Source organism: Rugamonas sp. FW305-51 (assembly GCF_058786935.1).
Map to the genome: position 1 here is coordinate 38253 of NZ_JBYSZG010000034.1, position 19907 is coordinate 58159.

Annotated in this window: 18 protein-coding genes and 1 pseudogene; 5 read left to right on the forward strand and 14 right to left on the reverse strand. The window is 65.0% G+C overall.

Annotated features, from left to right (window positions below; genetic code table 11):
* Positions 1-4: 4 nt before the first annotated feature.
* The 4 genes from AC3WOS_RS20650 to AC3WOS_RS20665 all read left to right on the forward strand — a co-directional run bounded on the left by AC3WOS_RS20650 (position 5) and on the right by AC3WOS_RS20665 (position 4910).
* The gene (locus tag AC3WOS_RS20650) at positions 5-1000 is read left to right on the forward strand and encodes a DUF58 domain-containing protein (RefSeq protein WP_492718112.1); all 996 of its coding nucleotides are present in this window, start codon (positions 5-7) and stop codon (positions 998-1000) included.
* The gene (locus tag AC3WOS_RS20655; protein ID WP_492718113.1) at positions 997-3003 is read left to right on the forward strand and encodes a transglutaminase TgpA family protein; all 2007 of its coding nucleotides are present in this window, start codon (positions 997-999) and stop codon (positions 3001-3003) included. Before AC3WOS_RS20650 ends, AC3WOS_RS20655 begins: the two co-directional genes overlap by 4 nt.
* Positions 2994-4145, forward strand: coding sequence for a lytic murein transglycosylase B (gene mltB / locus AC3WOS_RS20660; RefSeq protein WP_492718114.1), 1152 nt, complete (start codon positions 2994-2996; stop codon positions 4143-4145). Before AC3WOS_RS20655 ends, mltB begins: the two co-directional genes overlap by 10 nt.
* A 429-nt stretch (positions 4146-4574) precedes the next feature.
* The gene (locus tag AC3WOS_RS20665) at positions 4575-4910 is read left to right on the forward strand and encodes a hypothetical protein (RefSeq protein WP_492718116.1); all 336 of its coding nucleotides are present in this window, start codon (positions 4575-4577) and stop codon (positions 4908-4910) included.
* Positions 4911-4976: 66 nt separating this feature from the next.
* Here AC3WOS_RS20665 and cysM read toward each other — a convergent pair whose 3' ends face one another.
* Together cysM and AC3WOS_RS20675 are read right to left on the reverse strand one after the other, a co-directional pair.
* Positions 4977-5879 (reverse strand): cysteine synthase CysM, encoded by a 903-nt coding sequence (cysM, locus tag AC3WOS_RS20670; protein WP_492718118.1) that lies wholly within the window; start codon positions 5877-5879, stop codon positions 4977-4979.
* A gap of 84 nt (positions 5880-5963) precedes the next feature.
* Positions 5964-6512: a GNAT family N-acetyltransferase gene (locus AC3WOS_RS20675; RefSeq protein WP_492718119.1), complete on the reverse strand. Its 549-nt coding sequence runs from the start codon at positions 6510-6512 to the stop codon at positions 5964-5966.
* Between the two features lie 127 nt (positions 6513-6639).
* Between AC3WOS_RS20675 and AC3WOS_RS20680 the strand changes: the two genes are divergently transcribed.
* Positions 6640-8406 (forward strand): FAD-dependent oxidoreductase, encoded by a 1767-nt coding sequence (locus tag AC3WOS_RS20680; RefSeq protein WP_492718121.1) that lies wholly within the window; start codon positions 6640-6642, stop codon positions 8404-8406.
* A gap of 163 nt (positions 8407-8569) precedes the next feature.
* On the opposite strand, the gene AC3WOS_RS20685 is transcribed toward AC3WOS_RS20680, so the two are convergent.
* The 12 genes and pseudogenes from AC3WOS_RS20685 to aroA form a co-directional block, all read right to left on the reverse strand.
* Entirely contained in the window at positions 8570-9946 is a 1377-nt protein-coding gene (locus AC3WOS_RS20685; protein WP_492718123.1) for a M28 family peptidase, read from the reverse strand.
* Positions 9947-10077: 131 nt separating this feature from the next.
* Complete coding sequence (locus AC3WOS_RS20690; protein WP_492718124.1) at positions 10078-10380, reverse strand: helix-turn-helix domain-containing protein; 303 nt, start codon at positions 10378-10380, stop codon at positions 10078-10080.
* A pseudogene (locus AC3WOS_RS20695) lies at positions 10364-10746 on the reverse strand (type II toxin-antitoxin system RelE/ParE family toxin). Before AC3WOS_RS20695 ends, AC3WOS_RS20690 begins: the two are co-directional and overlap by 17 nt.
* 183 nt (positions 10747-10929) lie before the next feature.
* Positions 10930-11316, reverse strand: a complete 387-nt coding sequence (locus tag AC3WOS_RS20700; protein WP_492718126.1) for a ComEA family DNA-binding protein — start codon at positions 11314-11316, stop codon at positions 10930-10932.
* Between the two features lie 270 nt (positions 11317-11586).
* Positions 11587-12531, reverse strand: coding sequence for a D-glycero-beta-D-manno-heptose-7-phosphate kinase (rfaE1, locus tag AC3WOS_RS20705; RefSeq protein WP_492718128.1), 945 nt, complete (start codon positions 12529-12531; stop codon positions 11587-11589).
* A gap of 9 nt (positions 12532-12540) precedes the next feature.
* On the reverse strand, positions 12541-13908 hold the full coding sequence (locus AC3WOS_RS20710; RefSeq protein WP_492718130.1) for a UDP-glucose dehydrogenase family protein: 1368 nt from the start codon (positions 13906-13908) through the stop codon (positions 12541-12543).
* Between the two features lie 65 nt (positions 13909-13973).
* Positions 13974-15149: a lipopolysaccharide assembly protein LapB gene (gene lapB / locus AC3WOS_RS20715; protein WP_492718131.1), complete on the reverse strand. Its 1176-nt coding sequence runs from the start codon at positions 15147-15149 to the stop codon at positions 13974-13976.
* A gap of 45 nt (positions 15150-15194) precedes the next feature.
* Positions 15195-15500, reverse strand: coding sequence for a LapA family protein (locus AC3WOS_RS20720; RefSeq protein WP_492718132.1), 306 nt, complete (start codon positions 15498-15500; stop codon positions 15195-15197).
* 125 nt (positions 15501-15625) lie between these two features.
* Positions 15626-15931: an integration host factor subunit beta gene (locus AC3WOS_RS20725; protein ID WP_107141261.1), complete on the reverse strand. Its 306-nt coding sequence runs from the start codon at positions 15929-15931 to the stop codon at positions 15626-15628.
* Between the two features lie 11 nt (positions 15932-15942).
* Complete coding sequence (gene rpsA, locus AC3WOS_RS20730; protein ID WP_492718153.1) at positions 15943-17622, reverse strand: 30S ribosomal protein S1; 1680 nt, start codon at positions 17620-17622, stop codon at positions 15943-15945.
* Between the two features lie 169 nt (positions 17623-17791).
* Positions 17792-18460 carry a (d)CMP kinase gene (cmk, locus tag AC3WOS_RS20735; protein WP_492718134.1) on the reverse strand — a complete coding sequence of 223 codons (669 nt, stop codon included), beginning with the start codon at positions 18458-18460 and terminating at the stop codon, positions 17792-17794.
* A gap of 110 nt (positions 18461-18570) precedes the next feature.
* On the reverse strand, positions 18571-19905 hold the full coding sequence (gene aroA, locus AC3WOS_RS20740; protein WP_492718135.1) for a 3-phosphoshikimate 1-carboxyvinyltransferase: 1335 nt from the start codon (positions 19903-19905) through the stop codon (positions 18571-18573).
* Between the last annotated feature and the right edge of the window lie 2 nt (positions 19906-19907).

Genomic DNA, 19907 nt, shown 5'->3' on the forward strand with positions numbered 1-19907 from the left:
TGTCATGTTCGCCGCGCCGCGCCGGTGGTACCGCACGATGGCCGACCAGTGGCTGTTCCAGCTGCGCGAGCGCGAGCCGGGCACGGTGGTACTGGTGATGCGGCGCGTCTTCATCGTGCCGGCCGCGCCGGGACTGGCGTTCACCGGCCTGCTGCTGGTGATGCTGATCGGCGCCCTCAACTACAACCTGGGGCTGGGCTTCGCCCTCACCTTTTTCGCCGGCGCCTGCGCCGTGGCCGACATGGTCCTGACGGCCAAAAACCTGGCCGGCCTGCGGCTGGCGCCGGGCCGGGTGCAGCCCGTGTTCGCGGGCGAGGAAGCCCGTTTCGAACTGCAGCTGCACAACCCGGGCCGGGCCGACCGTTACGCCGTCTGGCTCGGCTTCCAGCAGGACGGCGAACCGCGCCACGTGGCCGACGTGTCCGCCGGCGGCAGCGCGCTGGCCGTGCTGTCGTGCGCCACGGCGGAACGGGGCTGGCTGGACGCGCCCCGCATCCGCCTGCTCACGCGCTATCCGCTGGGCCTGTTCCGCGCCTGGTCGTACTGGAAGCCGGACCTGCGGGCCCTGGTCTACCCCTATCCGGAGGCCGATGCGCCGCCGCTGCCCATGCAGGGCGCGGCCAGCGAGGAGGGCCATGGCCAGGTGGGGCTGGACAATTTCGCCGGCATCCGCAGCTACCAGGCGGGCGACCCGATGCGCCACCTGGCCTGGCGCCAGATCGCGCGCCACGATCCGGCCCTGGGCGGCCAGCTGGTGACCAAGCATTTCGACGGCGGCGCCGTGGCCGAACTGTGTCTCGATTTCGCCGAGCTGCCGCCGGCGATGGCGCTTGAGCACAAACTGTCGCGCCTGACCAGCTGGGTGCTGGAAGCGGAACGGCGCGCCCTGCCCTACGCCTTCCGCCTGGGCCCGCACCAGTTCGAACCGGCCCTGGGCGACGCCCACCGGGCCGCCTGCCTGCAGGCGCTGGCCCTGTTTGGCACGGGACAGCGGCCATGACGCCCGCCACCAGCCGCTGGCAGCGCCTGGCCCAGCGCCTGCCGCGCGACAAGGCCGACACCTTGCTGCTGCTGGCCGCCGCCCTGATGGTGCTGGCGCCCCACTTCGCCCACCTGCCGCCGTGGACCAGCGCCGCCGTCTGCGCCACGCTGCTGTGGCGCGCCACCGTCACCTGGCTGGGCAAGCGCATGCCGCCCCTGTGGCTGCTGCTGCCGCTGTCCATGCTGTCGATGGCGGGCGTCTACCACTCCTTCCACACGCTGCTGGGGCGCGACGCCGGGGTGGCCATGCTGGCCCTGCTGCTGGCCTTCAAGCTGCTGGAAATGCACGCCCGGCGCGACCTGTTCGTTGTCATCTTCCTCAGCCTGTTCCTGCTGCTGACGACCTTCTTCTACAGCCAGACCATGTTGACGGCCCTGTCCATGCTGGCCACGCTGGCCGTGCTGCTGACGGCCCAGCTCACGTTCCAGTACACGGGCCAGGTGCCGCCGCTGGCCCGGCGCCTGCGCACGGCCGGCCACATCATGCTGCTGGCCGCGCCGCTGGCGGCGCTGCTGTTTATCGCCTTCCCCCGCATCCAGGGCCCGCTGTGGGGCTTGCCGGGCGACGCGCGCGCGGGCCGCAGCGGCATGTCCGACAGCATGGCGCCCGGTAACGTCTCCAGCCTGGCCATGTCGGACGAGGTGGCGTTCCGGGTCCGCTTCATCGACCCGCAACCGGCCCAGTCGCAGCTGTACTGGCGCGGCATCGTGCTGGGCGACTACGACGGCCGCACCTGGACCCGGGTGCCGCGCCGGCGCGGGCCCCGGCACGAGGTGCAGCTGGTGGCGCGCGGTCCGGCCGTGCGCCACCAGGTCACGCTGGAGCCGACCGGCAAACGCTGGCTGTTCGCGCTGGAACTGACGGAGCCGGAGCTGGACCTGCCCGGCTACCTGGCCACCAGTTCGGAGGAAGTGGAATACTTCGCCACCACGCCGATCAACGAACGGCTGCGCTACGACGCCAGCGCCCACCTGGACTACCGCATCCAGGCCGACGAAACGCCGCCGGCCATGGCGCACTGGCTGGCGCTGCCGGCCGGCTTCAACCCGCGTACGCTGGCCCTGGCCCGCACGCTGCGCCAGCCGCGGCCGGACGACTCCGTGCGGGCCGTGCTCAGGCTGTTCCGCGACGAGAAGTTCTACTACACGCTGCAGCCGCCCCTGCTGGGCCACGACGCCGTCGACCAGTTCCTGTTCGACACCCGGGCCGGCTTTTGTGAACACTACGCGGGCGCCTTCGTGGTGCTGATGCGCGCCATGCAAGTGCCGGCGCGGGTGGTGACGGGCTACCAGGGCGGCGAATACAACCCGGTGGACGGCTACGTGACGGTGCGCCAGTCCGACGCCCACGCCTGGGCCGAAGTGTGGCTGGACGGCCAGGGCTGGCGCCGGGTCGATCCCACAGCCGCCGTGGCCCCCGACCGGATCGAACAGAACCTGGCGCGGGCCCTGCCGCAAAACAGCCTGTTCGGCCTCGGCCCCTTGCTGGCGTTGCAGAACGACCCCACTTCATGGCTGGCCCGTTTGCGATTTTCCGTGGCGGCGATGAATAATGCTTGGAATCAATGGGTCCTGGATTACAATCCAGACAGGCAGCGAAGTTTCCTTGAAGAATTAAGCGCAACCCTGTTCCAGTGGCGCAGCGCGGCCGGCCTGGCGCTGGCGGCGGGCCTGGCCGCCCTGCTGCGGCAACGCAGTGTGTGGCGCCGGCAAGACCGGCTGGAGCGACTGTACCAGGCGTTCTGCCGGCAGCAGGCCAGGCACGGCTTTGCCCGCCGGCCGGACGAGGGACCGCAGTCCTATGCGGCGCGCTTGCGGCACATGCCGGCCGCCACGGAAAAACACGCTGCCATGGACGAATTCCTGGCGCTGTATGGCGCGTTGCGCTATGGCCGCGCCCACCCCACAACACGCGCGGCGTCCCTGCGGACGCTGCAAACCCTGCTACCACGATGCCGATGAACGCTATGTCCTTCCCCCGCTCCCCCTCCCGCTGGATGCTGGCCCTGCTGCTGGCGGCCGCGCCGCTGGCCCAGGCCGCCGTCGACCCCTACGGCTACAAGCTGCCGCCCAGCCAGCGCCACAGCAAGGCCAAGGCCGTCAAGAAAAAAGGCCCGCCGCCCGTCGATTACGTGGGCGAATTCGTCAACTTCGGCCAGTGGAAGGACGTGCGCGCCTTCCTCGACGAGCTGGCCGCGCGCGACGGCTTCGACCGCGACGCGCTGGATACGCTGATGGGCCAGGTGCGCTACGTGGACGCGGCCGTGCAACTGATCAAACCGGCGCCGCCGGGCAAGCCCAAGAACTGGCAGGCGTACAGCAAGCTGTTCATCGACCCGCTGCGCATCGACGCCGGCGTGCAGTTCTGGAACGAGAACCAGGAAGCGCTGGCGCGGGCCGAAGCCCTGTACGGCGTGCCGGCGGAAATCCTGGTCGGCATCATCGGCGTGGAAACCGTGTACGGCCGCAACACGGGCCGCTTCCGCGTGCTGGACGCGCTCACCACGCTGGCCTTCTCCTATCCGGAAGCGCCGGCGCGCGATGCGCGCATGGCCTTCTTCCGCGGCGAACTGGAAGCGACCCTGCTGTTCGCGCGCCAGAACGGCATCGACCCGCTGTCGCTGCGGGGCTCGTACGCGGGCGCCGTCGGCATGCCGCAATTCATGCCCAGCAGCATCGTCAAATACGCCGTCGATTTCGATGGCAACGGCAAGGTCGACCTGCTCGGCTCGAGCAGCGATGCCATCGGCAGCGTGGCCGCCTTCCTGACGGCGCACGGCTGGCGCCGCGACGACCCGGGTCCGCTCGTGTACCAGGCCGAGGTGTCGCCCAGCCGGGCGTGGGAAGGCATGATCAACCAGGGCCTGGTGGCGAAATTTGCCGCCCAGGACTTGACGGCGGCCGGCATCAGCACCACATCAGCATTGCCGCCGGGCATGAACTTTGGCCTGGTGGATTTACAGAATGGCGCCGATCCCACGGAATACTGGCTTGCAACTAACAATTTCTTTGCTATAACGCAATATAACCGCAGCTATTTCTATGCGATGTCGGTGGTGGAACTGGGACGGGCCGTGCGCCTGTCGCGGGGCGGGAATATGTAAGAAACCGTTAAGACAGTTGAACTATGGTCTTGCTGCCAGTATTGTATAGTTGGCGCCCGGAAACTACGTAGCATGTGCCGCACGGAAATTGAATATCGTGCGGCAACTTATGCGAAATTGCCTTATAATTAACTTCAACGATTCAATTGAATTGAGGCACAGGCAGCTTAACACAGGAGAAGGTGTATAATTCTCACACAATGTTGCAACCGGACAACAATAACTTACAGCAATGGGTTTTTTTTGTTGCTTTTAAGTACTGGAATGCTCGCTGTTGTACAATTGTGTATATATTATGAAACTTGTTATACCGGAATCCGTCCGTGTGTGAATTCGTTCCTTGGTGAAGGATGAACATTAACGCAGCAAGAGCGAGCTCCGAGTGTTTTTTACTTTGCAGGACTACTTTCAGAAGGAACAAACGACATCATGACAAACCAAGTCGGCATTGATATGAACAACGATTCGGAAGGCGATGATCTGCTGCAGTACAACCCGAACCGTCTGCTGGATACGCTGATCGAAAATCTGCGTCTGAAGAACGACGCAGCCCTGTCGCGCGCGCTGGAAGTGGCGCCGCCAGTGATCAGCAAGATTCGTCACCACCGTCTGCCGGTCGGCGCTTCGCTGCTGATCCGCATGCACGAGGTGAGCGACCTCAGTATCCGTGACCTGCGCTACTTGATGGGCGATCGCCGCAACAAGTTCCGCATCAGCGACAAGCAGTTCAAGCCTAAAGAAGGCGAATCGGGCGGCCAGGGCTGATCGCAGCCCCGGGAACCGTAAGCGGTCCCTCCCCTCGCGTGGGGGAGAGGGAAGGAGTTGCTGTCGTCAGGCCGGGAACACGCCTGTCGACAAATAACGGTCACCGCGGTCGCACACGATGAACACGATGGTGGCATTTTCCACCGTTTGAGAGATCCGCAACGCGATCTCGCAGGCACCCGCTGCCGAAATCCCGCAGAATATGCCTTCTTCCGCCGCCAGGCGGCGCGCCATGCGCTCAGCCGCGGCTTGCGTCACATACTCGATCTGATCCACCCGCGCCTTGTCGTAGATTTTCGGCAGGTACGCTTCCGGCCATTTGCGGATGCCGGGAATCTGCGAGCCCTCTTCCGGCTGCGCGCCCACGATGCGCACATCCGGATTCTGCTCCTTCAGGTATTGCGACACGCCCATGATGGTGCCGGTGGTGCCCATGGCGCTGACGAAGTGCGTCACCTGTCCCGCCGTGTCGCGCCAGATTTCCGGTCCCGTGCCCTCGTAGTGGGCGCGCGAATTGTCGAAGTTGCCGAACTGGTCCAGGATGACGCCCTTGCCATCCTTTTGCATCTGCTCGGCCAGGTCGCGCGCGTATTCCATGCCGCCCGTCTTGGGCGTGAGCAGGATCTGGGCGCCGTAGGCGGCCATGCTCTGGCGCCGTTCCAGGCTCAGGTTTTCCGGCATCAGCAGCAGCATCTTGTAGCCGCGCAAGGCAGCCGCCATGGCCAGCGCGATGCCCGTGTTGCCGCTGGTCGCTTCGATCAGCGTGTCGCCCGGCTTGACCTGGCCCCGTTCCTCGGCGTGCAGCAACATGGACATGGCGGCCCGGTCCTTGACGGAGCCGGCCGGATTGTTGCCTTCGAGCTTGCCGAGAATGATGTTGTTGCGCGCGGCGGCGTCCGCACCGGGCAGCCGCGTGAGCTGCACCAGCGGCGTGTTGCCTATCGTGTCTGCCAGAGTCTTGTAAGCCATCGTGTTGAGCCTGAGTTCACTAAAACAAGCATTTTAATCCGAGATGGCGTTACGCGTATTTCCGGCCCTGCCGCCCTCCGCCTCTCAGGGGCGCAGGGGCCGCGACATGAAGGTGTAGCCGTGCTGTTCGCCGTCGATGCGGAACATGTCGGCCTGTTCGCCCGTCTGCACAAAACCGGTGGCCAGATAAAGCCGGCGGGCCGGCGCGTTGACCGACAACAGTTCCAGGTCTATCCAGTCCAGGCCGTCCTGGGCCGTGGCCCACTGCACGGCCATGCCCACCAGGCGCCGCCCCAGCCCGGCCCCGCGCCAGCCGCGGTGCACGCCCATGCCCAGCAGGCAACGGTGCTGGGCATGCGGTTCGGGCCGGGCCCGCAGGTCGATGTGGCCGCGGATGCCTTCCGGGCCGACGGCGATCCAGGCCCGGCGCCAGCCCGGCTGCCCCAGCGGCGTTTCCAGCGCCTGGCGGAAGGCGGCCGCGCGCTCGGGCGCCAGCGTGGGCAGCACGCGCGACATGGGCTGGAACAAGGGCGTGCCGCCCTGGCCGTTATCCTTCAGCTGATCGTTCAGGTAGGCAAAGAAGGCATCGTAGGTGGCTGGCGAGAGCGGAATGACGGAGGTACCGAAGGGCATATGGCAATTGCTGTTTTGATATGATAGGCATTGTAGCAGCTTGGGCACGCCGCAAGTTTTTGGCGCGGGCTTGCCGCTTGCGCTAGACTGAACCCAATTTCATTCCCCCTCATTTTCCGGAACCGCCATGTCCGCCAACCAGCCCGATTTCACGCCCGACAACGCACAGGATGAACCCGTCTCCACCGGCAAGCTGGACATGGAGTCGCGCCGGCACCAGATCTTCCCCGTGCTCAGCGCGGCCGACATCAAGCGCATGCAGCGCTTCGGCCACATCCGCCACTTCACGGACGGCGAGCGGGTCTTCGAGGCCGGCCGCACCAGCTTCGGGCTGATGCTGGTGCTGGCCGGGCGCATCGCCGTCAGCCGCTACGACGGCCTGGGCAACACTTCGCTCATCACCGAACACGGCCCCGGCCAGTTCAGCGGCGAAGTGGCGCAACTGTCGGGCCGGCCCTCGCTGGGCAACGGCACGGCCATCGGCGCCGTCGAAGTGCTGGTGGTGCCGTCCGAAGCGCTACGCGCGCTGGTGATCGCGGAAGCGGAACTGGGCGAACGCATCGTGCGCGCCCTGATCCTGCGCCGGGTGGGCCTGATCGAAGTCAATTCCGGCGGCCCCGTCATCGTCGGTCCGCGCGGCCACGGCCGCGTCCATGCGCTGCAAAGCTTCCTGGCCGCCAACGGCCATCCCCATACCGTGCTCGACCTCGAAACGGATGCCCAGGCGGCCGCGCTGGCCGAGCACTACCATCCGCAGCCGGAGGAATGGCCGCTGGTGGTGTGCCCGGACGGCGTGGTCAAGAAGAACCCCACCGTGGTCGACCTGGGCCGCTGCCTGGGCATGCTGCCCGAACTGAGCAGCGACAAGGTGTGGGACGTGATCGTCGTCGGCGCCGGACCGGCCGGCCTGGCCACGGCCGTGTATGCGGCGTCGGAAGGCTTGTCCGTGCTGGCGCTGGAAACGCGGGCCTACGGCGGCCAGGCGGCGGCCAGCGCCCGCATCGAAAACTACCTGGGCTTCCCCACCGGTGTGTCGGGCCGGGCGCTGGCGGGACGGGCCTACGTGCAGGCCCAGAAGTTCGGCGTGGAAGTGGCCATCCCGGCCCCGGCCGGCAAGCTCATCTGCGACACCTATCCGCTGCAGGTGGAAATGTGCGGCAGCGGCCAGCGCCTGCTGGCGCGCACGGTGGTGCTGTCGTGCGGCGCGCGCTACCGCCGGCCGTCGCTCGCCAACCTGCGCCAGTTCGAGGGCCGGGGCGTGTACTACTGGGCCTCGCCCATCGAGGCCAAGCTGTGCAAGACGGAAGAGATCGTGCTCGTGGGCGGCGGCAATTCGGCCGGCCAGGCGGCCGTGTTCCTGGCCGGCCACGCATCCAAGGTCCACATGCTGGTGCGCGGCGAAGGGCTGGCCGCTACCATGTCGAGCTACCTGATCGAGCGGATCGCCGCCACACCCAACATCGTGCTGCACACGCATACGGAAATCGTGGCGCTGGAAGGCGACGAGGATGGCTTGCAGCAAGTGCGCATCCGGCACCGCCTGAGCGGCGAGGAAAAGGACTACGACGTGTGCCGCGTGTTCCTGTTCATCGGCGCCGATCCCAACACGGACTGGCTGGGCGACTGCGGGGTGGAAGTGGACGAGCACGGCTTCATCCGCACCGGCTTCGACGTGGCGCGCGCCCAGTGCCGGGCCAACTTCGAACAAGGCATCTACCCGCCCGACCTGCCCGCGCGCGCGGCGCTGGAGACGAGCGTGCCGGGCGTGTTCGCCATCGGCGACGTGCGGGCCAGCTCCACCAAGCGGGTGGCGGCCGCCGTGGGCGAAGGCGCGGCCGTGGTGGCGCAGATCCATGCGTTCCTGGCCAACCTGCCGGCGGACCGGCAGGGTTAGTGTGGTGTTGCACGCTTGGGGCCGCTGATAAAAATGATGCGTTTGCGCGCCAGGCTAGGCGCAAACCGGAGCGATAGCGAGCTATCGCGAGGATTTGCAACGCAGCATGGCGCGCAAAGGCGCATTTTTATGCGGCAACAAGCGTGCGACACCACACTAAGAATCAGCGCAGCGGCGTGGGATAGCTGGCCGGGCTGACGTTGCCGTCCTGGTCGACGGCCTGCACGCCGAAGTAATAATTGTCCTTCGACAGCGGCAGCCTGAATTCGGTGACCTTGCCGACGAACCGGGCGCCCTGCCAGTCCGGCGCCCCCGTTTCGCGCCACACCACGCGGTAGCCGGCCAGGTCCGGTTCGGTGTTCGCTTGCCACAGCAATGCCGTATCGTTCTCCAGCTGCGCCGTGCGCACCTGCACCTGATGCGGCGCGGCCGGCGCCAGCACCAGCGAAGCGAGCGCCGCCGCGTTCACGCGCGCCACCCTGGCGATATAATCGAAGTCGTCGAACTGGGGCAGGTCGCCATAGACCTTGCCGTTCTCCGTACGCAGGTCCTGGTGCTGGTGCGAAAAGTCTTCCGCCGGCTCCGTGAAGCGCAGCGCCGCGTAGCCCCGTTCCAGGAACGGCATATGGTCGCCGCCGCGCAAATAGCGGTCGCGCCGCTGGATGATGTTGACCTTGAAGCCGGGCACATAGCGCTCGCCGGCCGCCTTCACGGCCCGCGCCAGCTGGCGCGACAGCGAGTCGTTCTCGCCGCCCGTCTGCACCAGCGTACGCACGGCGGGACTGTTTTCCTTCTGCACCGGCAAACCTTCCGCGAACAGGCGTACCTGCGTGTTGTCGAGCTTGCCGTGCTCGTCGTGCGCGCTGCCGATGATGTCGTTGGTGAACATGCCGGCGATATCGAGCCGGTGCCCGCTGGCCTGCTCGGCCCAGTGGGTGGCGCCCAGCAGTCCCTGCTCTTCGCCCGCCACCGTCATGAAGACGAGCGTGGCGTCGAAACGGTAGCGCGCCATCACGCAGGCCATTTCCATCACGGCGGCCGTGCCGGAAGCGTCGTCGTTGGCGCCGGGCGCGGCACCGCTGGCATCCATGATGTCGCTGTTGCGCGTATCGTAATGGCCGCTGACCACGTACATGCGCGCGACGGAGGCCGCCTGGGTGCCGGGCAAGGTGGCCACCACGTTGACCACTTCCGTCGGCCGGCTGATGCGGGCCGAAACGGGCGAGATGTGGCTGTCGAACGCCACCTGCAAACGGCCGCCGTCGGCCGCGCCGCAGCGTTCCAGTTCAGCCTTGATCCAGCGCCGCGCGGCGCCTATGCCCTCCGTATCGGACACCGTGTCGGACATGGTGTGGCGGGTCTTGAAGCCGGCCAGCGTGCGGATATAGCCTTCGATGCGCTGGGCGGAAACCTGGCCGACGATCTGGTCGATCTGCGGCTGGTGGCGCTGCAGGTCCGGCTCGGGCGCGGCGCTGGCGGCGCCGGCCACGACGGCACTCAGCAGCAATATCCTGGAAGGGCTGACAATGCGAAAAGTCATTTGAACACTCCGGTGACGGGACCGCGTCATGTTCTCATGGAAAACAATAAGAGTTGCCACCTAAAGTAAAAAATGTCCGCCGTCGCGCATTTCCTCATGGCGGGCCAAATGCCGGTCTCCGGCGTCAAGCGTTAGATGATGGCCTGCAGGCCCTTGTCGGCGATGACGTTAAGCAGTTTGAGTGCCGGCCCCGTGGGACAGGTGTCGCCTTGCTCCCACTTGCGCACGGTCGAGGCAGACGTGTGCAAATGAAGCGCGAACACCGGCTGGCTGAACTTCAAGGTTTCACGTAGGCGCTTGATGTCGGTGGCGCTAAACTCCCGCACCGGCGGCGGGCAGATCGCGTCGAACTCACGCATCGTCACCTTGCTGATCGCTCCCGCTTCGCGGAGCGCAGCCAAGTCGCCACGCAGCGATTCAATGATCTTGCTCACAATGCACCTCCAATAACACGCCCGATTGCAGCGCCTTCTGCAAAGCCTCGCCGGACAATTCCAGAAACACCTTGCCGGCAAATTGCAGCGCCTTCTTCTCCGCCTGCGTGATGCTCGCCTTGTCGCTCTTGGAGAACCCATACAGGAACACGTAACGGCTAGCAATCCGGGCCGCCAGCAGCGTGCGGTAGCCGCCACTCTTGCCGCCTCCGGAGCGGGCAACCCGCTTCTTGTAGAGGAAGCCCCCAAGTCAGCGTCAATCAGACCGCTTTCCATTTCCCGAACCGCTATGCACAAGGCGGCATCAGGCAGCCTCTCACTTACTTGCCACCGTGCAAAGTCCTTCCGCTTGAGGATGCGTGTCATCTTGACCTCTAAACTATACCCGAAACGGGTATAGTTCTCCAGCGCTTAGCACGCCAGCTATTGATGAACCTGCTGTATCGAGTCTTGGCGCAGTCCGGCGAAGTACCGGGCTGGAGTCATGGTGATAAAAAAACCCCGCGAGCTCGCGCCGGCGGGGTCTTGCGCAGTGCCGTGCGCAGGGAATTACTTGGCCTTGGCCTCGGCCGACGTCTTGGCCGAGCCCGAAGCGGGCATGGACTTGGCGCTGGCCATCGGTGCCGACTTGGCGCTGGCGGCCATCGGCTTGGCGGGCGCGCCTTCCTTGGCCTTGCCGTTCACTTGCAGGCCCGCCTCGGACAGCTTGACGGCATTCTTTTCACCGATACCCTTGACGCGTTTTTCCAGGTCGGCCCAATCCTTGAAATCGCCGCCCTTGCTGCGTTCTTCAATGATGGCCTTGGACTTGGCCGGGCCGATGCCCTTGACGGAATCGAGCGCCGCCGCGTCGGCCTTGTTGACCTCGACCTGCGCAAACGCAAAGCTCATCGTTGCAATCAGGGTAGCAACTGCCAGCAGTAGTTTCTTGAACATGTCGTCATCTCCAAAGTTAGTAAGGAAACAGGGCCGCAAACGTGCCCCGAGTCCCTATAACGGCCCGCCCGGCCCCCGGTTGACAGCAAAATGACAAGATTCCTATGACCTGGCGCAAAGCCGGCCGACGACGGTTACGTCCCCATTTTTTTTGAAACCGTGTCGTAAATGGGGTACGTCCCCATTTCGATGAAAATGGGGACGTACCCCATTTTCGAGGCTAGCCCCGAATAACCGTGTTACGTCCCCGGTTTTCGCAGCGGGTGGCGCTTAGCCGAACAGCTCTTCGCGCGTGACGGTGGCCGTGCCCAGCTTGCCCACGACGATGCCGCCGGCCCGGTTGGCCGTCTCCACCGCCTGCTGCCAACCTGCACCCGCGCCCAGCATGGCGGCCATGGTGGCGATCACCGTGTCGCCGGCGCCGGAGACGTCGAACACTTCACGTGCCGCGGCCGGCATGTGGAAGCGCTCGTGTTCCGTGTAGAGCGTCATGCCCTCTTCCGAGCGGGTCAGCAACAGCGCGTCCAGTTTCAGTTCGCTGCGCATCTGCTGCGCCTTGGCCGTCAACTGCTCTTCGCTGTTCCAGCTGCCGACGATGCGGCGCATTTCCGATTTGTTGGGCGTGAGCACGGTGGCACCCGCGTAGCGCGTAAAGTCGTCGCCCTTGGGGTCGACCATCACCACCTTGCCGGCCGCGCGCGCGGCGGCGATCATGTCGGCCACGTTCACCAGGCTGCCCTTGGCGTAATCCGACAGCACGATCACGTCATAGTCCGGCAGCAGGGTCTGGAACTGCACCAGCTTGTCGCGCAGGATGGCGTCCGTCGGCGGTTCCTCGAAGTCGATGCGCACCATCTGCTGCTGGCGGCCGATCACGCGCAGCTTGATGATGGTGGAAATGGCTTCGTCGCGCTTGAGGTAGCTGCGGATGCCGCCGTCCTGCAGCATCTGCTCCACTTCCGCGCCCGCTTCGTCGGCGCCCACCACGCCCAGCAGGCCGGCATGGGCACCCAGCGCGGCGGCGTTGCGCGCCACGTTGGCGGCGCCGCCCAGGCGCGCTTCGCGTTTCTCGATGCGCACGATGGGCACCGGCGCCTCCGGCGAAATGCGGCTGACGTCACCGAACCAGTAACGGTCCAGCATCACGTCGCCCACCACCAGGATACGCACCTGGTCCAGCGCCGGCGCCTTGTAGGTCGCTACACTCGTACTCACGGCGGCCTCTTACACGCGGGTGTGGATGGAACGGCCGATGCCGTGGTACTCGAAGCCCGCTTCGGCCATCACTTCCGGCTCGAACAGGTTGCGCCCGTCAAAGATGACGGCGTTCTTCAGGCTGGCCTTGATGCGATCGAAGTCCGGGCTGCGGAACGCCTTCCATTCGGTGACGATGACCAGCGCGTCGGCGGCCGTCAGCGTATCCATCGGGCTGGTGGCGAAGCGGATGCGGGCCAGCTCGGCCGCATCGAAGTCCAGTGCCAGCACGCGGCGCGCCTCGTCCATCGCCACCGGATCGTACACGGCCACCGTGGCGCCGCTGTCGAGCAGCTGGCGCAGCAGCACGCGGGCCGGCGCTTCGCGCATGTCGTCCGTGTTGGGCTTGAAGGCCAGGCCCCAGACGGCGAAATGCTTGCCGCTCAAGTCGTCGCCGAAGCGGGCGTTGACCTTCTTGCCCAGCACCAGCTTCTGCTTGTCGTTGACCGCTTCCACCGCGCGCAGGATCAGCAGGTCCTGGTCGTACTGGCGCGCCGTGCGTTCCAGCGCCTGCACGTCTTTCGGGAAGCAGGAACCGCCGTAGCCGGCGCCGGCGTACAGGAAGCTGTGGCCGATGCGGGGGTCGGAGCCGATGCCATGGCGCACGGCCTCGATGTCGGCGCCCACTTCATCGGCCAGGTTGGCCAGTTCGTTCATGAACGAGATGCGGGTGGCCAGCATGGCGTTGGCGGCGTACTTGGTGAATTCGGCCGAGCGCACGTCCATCCAGAAGGTGCGCTCGTGGTTGCGGTTGAACGGCGTGTAGAGCTTCTTCATCAGGCCGTGGGCGCGCTCGCCTTCGGGCGTGCTGTCGCAGCCGATCACGATGCGGTCCGGACGCATGAAGTCTTCCACCGCCGCGCCCTCTTTCAGGAACTCGGGATTGGAGACGACCGAGAACGCGGCGGCGGCGCCGCGCGCATCCAGTTCCGCCTGCACGGCGGCCTTGACGCGGTCGGCCGTGCCGACCGGCACGGTGGACTTGTCGATCACGACCTTGTAGTCGCTCATGTACTTGCCGATGTTGCGGGCCGCGGCCAGCACGTACTGCAGGTCGGCCGAGCCGTCTTCGTCGGGCGGGGTGCCGACGGCGATGAACTGCAGCGTGCCGTGGGCCACGGAGGCGGCGACGTCGGTCGAGAACTGCAGGCGGCCGGCGGCGCGGTTGCGCGCCACCACTTCTTCCAGGCCCGGCTCGTGGATGGGGATGCCGCCGTTGTTCAACATGGCGATCTTCTTTTCGTCGACGTCGAGGCAGAAGACGTCGTTGCCCAGCTCCGCCAGGCAGGCGCCAGTGACCAGGCCGACATAGCCGGTGCCGATAATCGTGATTTTCATATGTGTTTCCGCCTACTTAAAATTGGGCCCGGCCCCGCCATCGCTGCGGCGGAGCGGCGATCCCGTTAATTCATCACATTCAGTTCTTCGGTGCGGCGCGGCGGGTAGGTTTCCCAGCGGCTGCAACCGGGGCACTGCCAGTAGAACTGGCGCGCCTTGAAGCCGCAATGGCTGCATTGGTAGCGGGCCAGCTTCTGGGTGTAGCCGTGCACCAGGTTCTTCACCATCGACAGTTCCGACCACAGCGCGGCCGGCGCATCCATCAGGCGCGCCTCGAGCAGCTTGTCCAGGCCCAGCAAGGTCGGCGTGCGGCGCAGTTCCGCGCTCACCAGCTGCTTGGCCGCGTCCACCCCATCGAGTTCGATCACGGCCTTGAACACCACTTCGATCAGGTCGATCGACGATGCCTGTTCCAGGTAGGACTTGAGCAGGTTGACGCCTTCCTGCGGCCGGCCCACCTTGGTGTAGCCGTCCATCAGGCGCTGCGCCACCAGGGCCACGTGCGGCACGCTTTGCTGCTCCACGCGGCGCCAGGTCAGCAGCGCGCCTTCGACGTCGCCCTGCGCCAGCTGGGCGTCGCCGATCAAGAGCGTGGCGCGCACGTTGGTGCGGTCGGCCTGCAGCGATTGCTCCAGCAGCGGCAGCGCGTCTTCCGGGTGCATGTGCACCAGCGCGTCCTGCGCCAGCTCGCAATAGAACTGGGCGATTTCCTTCTGGCGCGAACCGGCGCCCGCTTCCTGCAGGCCCAGCGCCGCCTCGATGGCGCGCGGCCACTCCTTCTCGCGCTGGAAGATCTCCAGCAGCGCGCGCCGCGCCTGCACCGCGTACTGCGAGTCGAGCAGCTGGTTGAAGGTTTCCTCGGCGCGGTCCAGCAGGCCGGCCTTCAGGTAATCCATGCCCAGTTCATACTGGGCGTGCACCTGCTGCTCCTGCGGCAGATCGGGCCGCGACAGCAGGTTCTGGTGCACCCGGATGGCACGCTCGGTCTCGCCGCGGCGGCGGAACAGGTTGCCCAGGGCGAAGTGCATGTCGGCCGTTTCCGGGTCCAGCTTGACGATTTCGATGAAGGCGTCGATGGCCTTGTCGGGCTGCTCGTTGAGCAGGAAGTTCAGGCCCTTGAAATAGCCGCGCGGCAGGCTGCGCGACTCCGACACCAGTTGGCGGATGTCGACCCGCGCGGCGATCCAGCCCAGTCCGAAGAAGACGGGAATGCCCAGTAACCACCAGAGTTCAAATTCCATGCGTGTTGTTGTGTGATCGTTGGTCGGTGCGCGATGCGGACGGCATCACTGCTGGGTGTTGACGCTGTCGGGCTGCGGCTGGATGGTAGCCTGCTGCGTCGTCGTTTGCAGCGTCGCGATGGTGGTCTTATGTTTGTTCGTCTCGCGCCGGTGGCGGAATACGGTGGGGGTGAGCGCCAGCACGCCAAGGACGGCGCCGGCCACGAAGAAGCCGAGCAGCATCAGGACCAGGGGGCCGCGCAACTCATAATTGAGGAAGAAGTGCAGATCGACTTCCTGGGTATTTTTCAGGGCAAAACCAAAAAACAAGACGAAAAGAACGAATCCAATGATCGTGGATATGAATTTCATTAGCCTGGTTCCTGTTCCGGATTTCAAAGAGCGCCAGTATGGCACTAGAAACCGATTACGACAAAGTGGATAAAAAAAGCGGCATCCAGGGACGCCGCTTTTTTACATCGAATCCTTCAGACGCTTCAGTCCTCGATGATCGGTTGCCCGACCATCGCGTCGACCCGCTCGCGCAACTGCTTGCCCGGCTTGAAGTGGGGCACCCGTTTTTCGGGCACCATCACCTTGTCGCCCGACTTGGGATTGCGTCCTATGCGCGGTGGCCGGCTGTTGAGGGCAAAGCTGCCAAAACCGCGGATCTCGATGCGCTGGCCACTCGCCAGGGCGGTGGTCATCGCGTCGAGGATGGTCTTGACGGCGTATTCCGCATCTTTGGCCACCAGCTGAGAATAGCGCTCAGCCAGGCGGTTGATCAACTCGGACTTGGTCATCTACAGAATTCTTAGTTCTTGTTGTCGAACTTGGCCTTCAGCAGCGCGCCCAGGCTGGTGGTGCCCGAAGCTGCGTTGTTGTCGGTAGCGGCCATCTTCTGCATGGCTTCCGCGGTTTCCGCGCTGTCTTTCGCTTTGATCGACAGTTGGATGCTGCGGGCCTTGCGGTCGATGTTGATGACCAGGGCTTCGACGGAATCGCCGACCTTCAGGTGCGTACCGGCATCTTCCACGCGATCGCGGGAGATTTCGGAAGCGCGCAGGTAGCCTTCGACTTCTTCGGACAGTTGGATCACGGCGCCTTTAGGCTCAACCGACTTAACGGTACCGGTCACCAGCGAACCCTTGTCGTTCATGGCGGCGAAGTTGTTGAACGGGTCGCCTTCCAGCTGCTTCACGCCCAGGGACACGCGCTCGCGCTCGACGTCGATGGCCAGAACGATGGCTTCCAGCTCGTCGCCCTTCTTGAAGCGACGCACGGCTTCTTCGCCGGACTCGGTCCACGACAGGTCGGACAGGTGCACCAGGCCGTCGATGTTGCCAGCCAGGCCGATGAACACGCCGAAGTCGGTGATCGACTTGATGGCGCCACGGACCTTGTCGCCCTTCTTGTGGGTCACGCCGAAGTCATCCCATGGATTCGCCTTGCACTGCTTCATGCCCAGCGAAATACGGCGACGCTCTTCGTCGATTTCCAGAACCATCACTTCAACTTCGTCGCCCAGCTGGACAACTTTGTTAGGAGCAACGTTCTTGTTGGTCCAGTCCATCTCGGACACGTGCACCAGACCTTCGATGCCCTGTTCCACTTCCACGAACGCGCCGTAGTCGGTCAGGTTGGTGACTTTGCCGAACAGACGGGTGCCTTGTGGGTAACGACGGGACAGACCGGTCCAAGGATCGTCGCCCAGTTGCTTCACGCCCAGGGACACGCGGTTCTTTTCCTGATCGTACTTCAGGACCTTGGCGGTGATTTCCTGGCCCACGGTCAGCACTTCCGATGGGTGACGCACACGACGCCATGCCAGGTCGGTGATGTGCAGCAGGCCGTCGATGCCGCCCAGGTCCACGAACGCGCCGTAGTCGGTGATGTTCTTCACGACGCCGGTCACAACCGTGCCTTCTTTCAGCGTTTCCATCAGTTTCTGACGCTCTTCGCCCATCGAAGCTTCGATGACGGCGCGGCGGGACAGAACCACGTTGTTACGCTTGCGGTCCAGCTTGATGACCTTGAATTCCAGGGTCTTGCCTTCGAACGGGGTGGTGTCCTTGACGGGACGGGTGTCGACCAGCGAACCTGGCAGGAAGGCACGGATGCCGTTGGTCAGCACGGTCAGGCCGCCCTTGACCTTGCCATTGACGGTGCCGACGACGATCTCGCCCGATTCCATGGCTTTTTCCAGGGCCAGCCACGATGCCAGGCGCTTGGCCTTGTCGCGCGACAGGATGGTATCGCCGAAACCATTTTCCAGCGATTCGATGGCCACGGAAACGAAGTCGCCAACTTTGACTTCCAGTTCGCCGTGGTCATTCTTGAATTCTTCAACAGGGATGAAAGCTTCCGATTTCAGACCAGCGTTTACGATCACGAAGTTGTGGTCCAGACGCACGACTTCAGCGGAGATCACTTCGCCGGAGCGCATATCTTGACGGGACAGCGACTCTTCGAAGAGCGCTGCAAAACTTTCCATACCGGTGGTAGCAGTAGACATAGGGTTCACACTAGGTTAGCCAGCAGAGATCGCACGATGCGACTTAAACTGGGTTAGGGTTTTGACACACCCGCAGCCGGCACAGGCCGGCTCCAGGCACCATCAACAGCGCCGACGACAACGCGCTGCTTTACAACAAATATTGCAATTATTTCACCTCCGCCGCATACCACTTGAGCACCTGCTCGACGGCCTGGTCGGCCGTGATCTGCGAGGTATCGAGCACATGGGCGCCCTCTGCGGGCACCAGCGGGGCGATGGCCCGGTGCGTATCCCGGTCGTCGCGCGCTTGCAAATCCATCAGAAGGTCTTCCATATTAGCAGAAATTCCCTTCTCAATCAATTGCTTATATCGGCGCTCGGCGCGCGCCGCCACACTGGCCGTCAAAAACACCTTGAGCGGGGCGTGGGGGAAGATCACCGTGCCCATGTCGCGCCCGTCGGCCACCAGGCCCGGCGTCTTGCGAAATCCCAGCTGCAGGCCGAACAGTGCCTGGCGCACGGCCGGCAGGGCCGCGATTTTCGAGGCCGTGTTGCCCACCTCCTCGGCGCGGATGGCGTCCGTCACGTTTTCCTGGGCCAGGATGATGTCGCCGCCGGAAAAGCTGCACTGCAAGTGCTCGGCCAGCTTGGCCAGGGCGTGCTCGTCGGTGAGGGAAGTGCCGCGGCGCAAGGCCGACAGCGCCGTCAAGCGATACAGGGCGCCTGAATCCAGGTAATAGAAGCCGAGCTTATCGGCAACCCGATGCGCGACGGTACCCTTGCCGGATGCGGTAGGGCCGTCGATGGCGATAACTGGAATATGGCTAGTGGTCATAGGCAATCTGTAGTAATAAGAACCAGGGACATCAAAAAAAATGGGGACGTACCCCTTTTCTGCCCCTTTTCTGGGGAAAATGGGGTACGTCCCCATTTTTGCGCTGCTAGTTACTTGGCCGCAATGGCGGCGAAGGCGGCGAAATATTCGGGGAAGGTCTTGGCCACGCACTTGGGGTCGTTGATGCGCATCACGTTGCCCTTGCGCGCGGCGCCGTCCAGCGACGCCAGCGAGAAGCACATCGCCATCCGGTGGTCGTCATAGGTGTCGATGGTGGCTGCGGCGATCGCGGCCGGCGGCGTCACCCGCAGATAGTCGGCGCCCTCTTCCACCACGGCGCCTACCTTGCGCAGCTCGGTCGCCATGGCGGCGATGCGGTCCGTTTCCTTCACGCGCCAGCTGGCGATGTTGCGCAGCGTGCTGGTGCCGTCCGCGTACAGGGCGGCAATGGCGATCGTCATGGCCGCGTCGGGGATGTGGTTGAAGTCGGCGTCAATGGCCTTCAGCACGCCGTTCGAGCGCGCTTCGATCCAGTTGTCGCCCATCGTGATGGTGGCGCCCATCTGCTCCAGCGCGGCGACAAAACGCACGTCACCCTGGATGCTGTCGCGCCCCACGCCTTCGACCCGCACCGGGCCGCCAGCAATGGCGCCGGCCGCCAGGAAGTAGGAGGCCGACGAGGCGTCGCCTTCCACATGGATCACGCCGGGGCTCTGGTATTGCTGCCCCGGCTGCACGGTGAACGAGGACCAACCGTCCTGCTCCACCGTCACGCCGAAGCGGCGCATCAGGTTGAGCGTGATTTCGATATACGGCTTGGAGATCAGCTCACCCACCACGTCGATCGAGATGGCATGCTCGCTTGCCATCAGCGGTGCCACCATCAGCAGCGCCGTCAGGAACTGGCTGGAGACGTTGCCGCGCACGGACAGGCGCTCGGCGTGGATCTTGCCGCGGCCGATGTGCAGTGGCGGGTAGCCGGGGTTGCCGGTGCAGGTGATGGCGGTGCCGGCCGCGTTGAGCGCGTCCACCAGGTCGCCGATGGGACGCTCGTGCATGCGCGGCACGCCGTGCAGCGTGTAGTCGCCGCCGATCACGGCCAGCGCCGCCGTCAGCGGGCGGATGGCGGTGCCGGCGTTACCCATGAACAGGTCGGCCGAAGCGTTGGGGAAGCTGCCGCCGGCGCCGGGCACGATGTGCACCGTGTGGCCGTCCGTCTGCGCTTCCTCGCGCCACTGCACGCCCAGCTTGAGCAGGGAGTCCAGCATCACGGCCGTGTCGTCCGAGGCCAGCAGGTCGACCACCCGGGTTTCGCCCCGGGCCAGTGCGGCCAGCAGCAGGATGCGGTTGGAAATGCTCTTCGAGCCGGGCAGGCGCACCACGCCTTGGGCATGGGCCACCGGCTGCAGGTCGATGTGATGCGGGGTTGGGGTTTGCTGGGTCATGC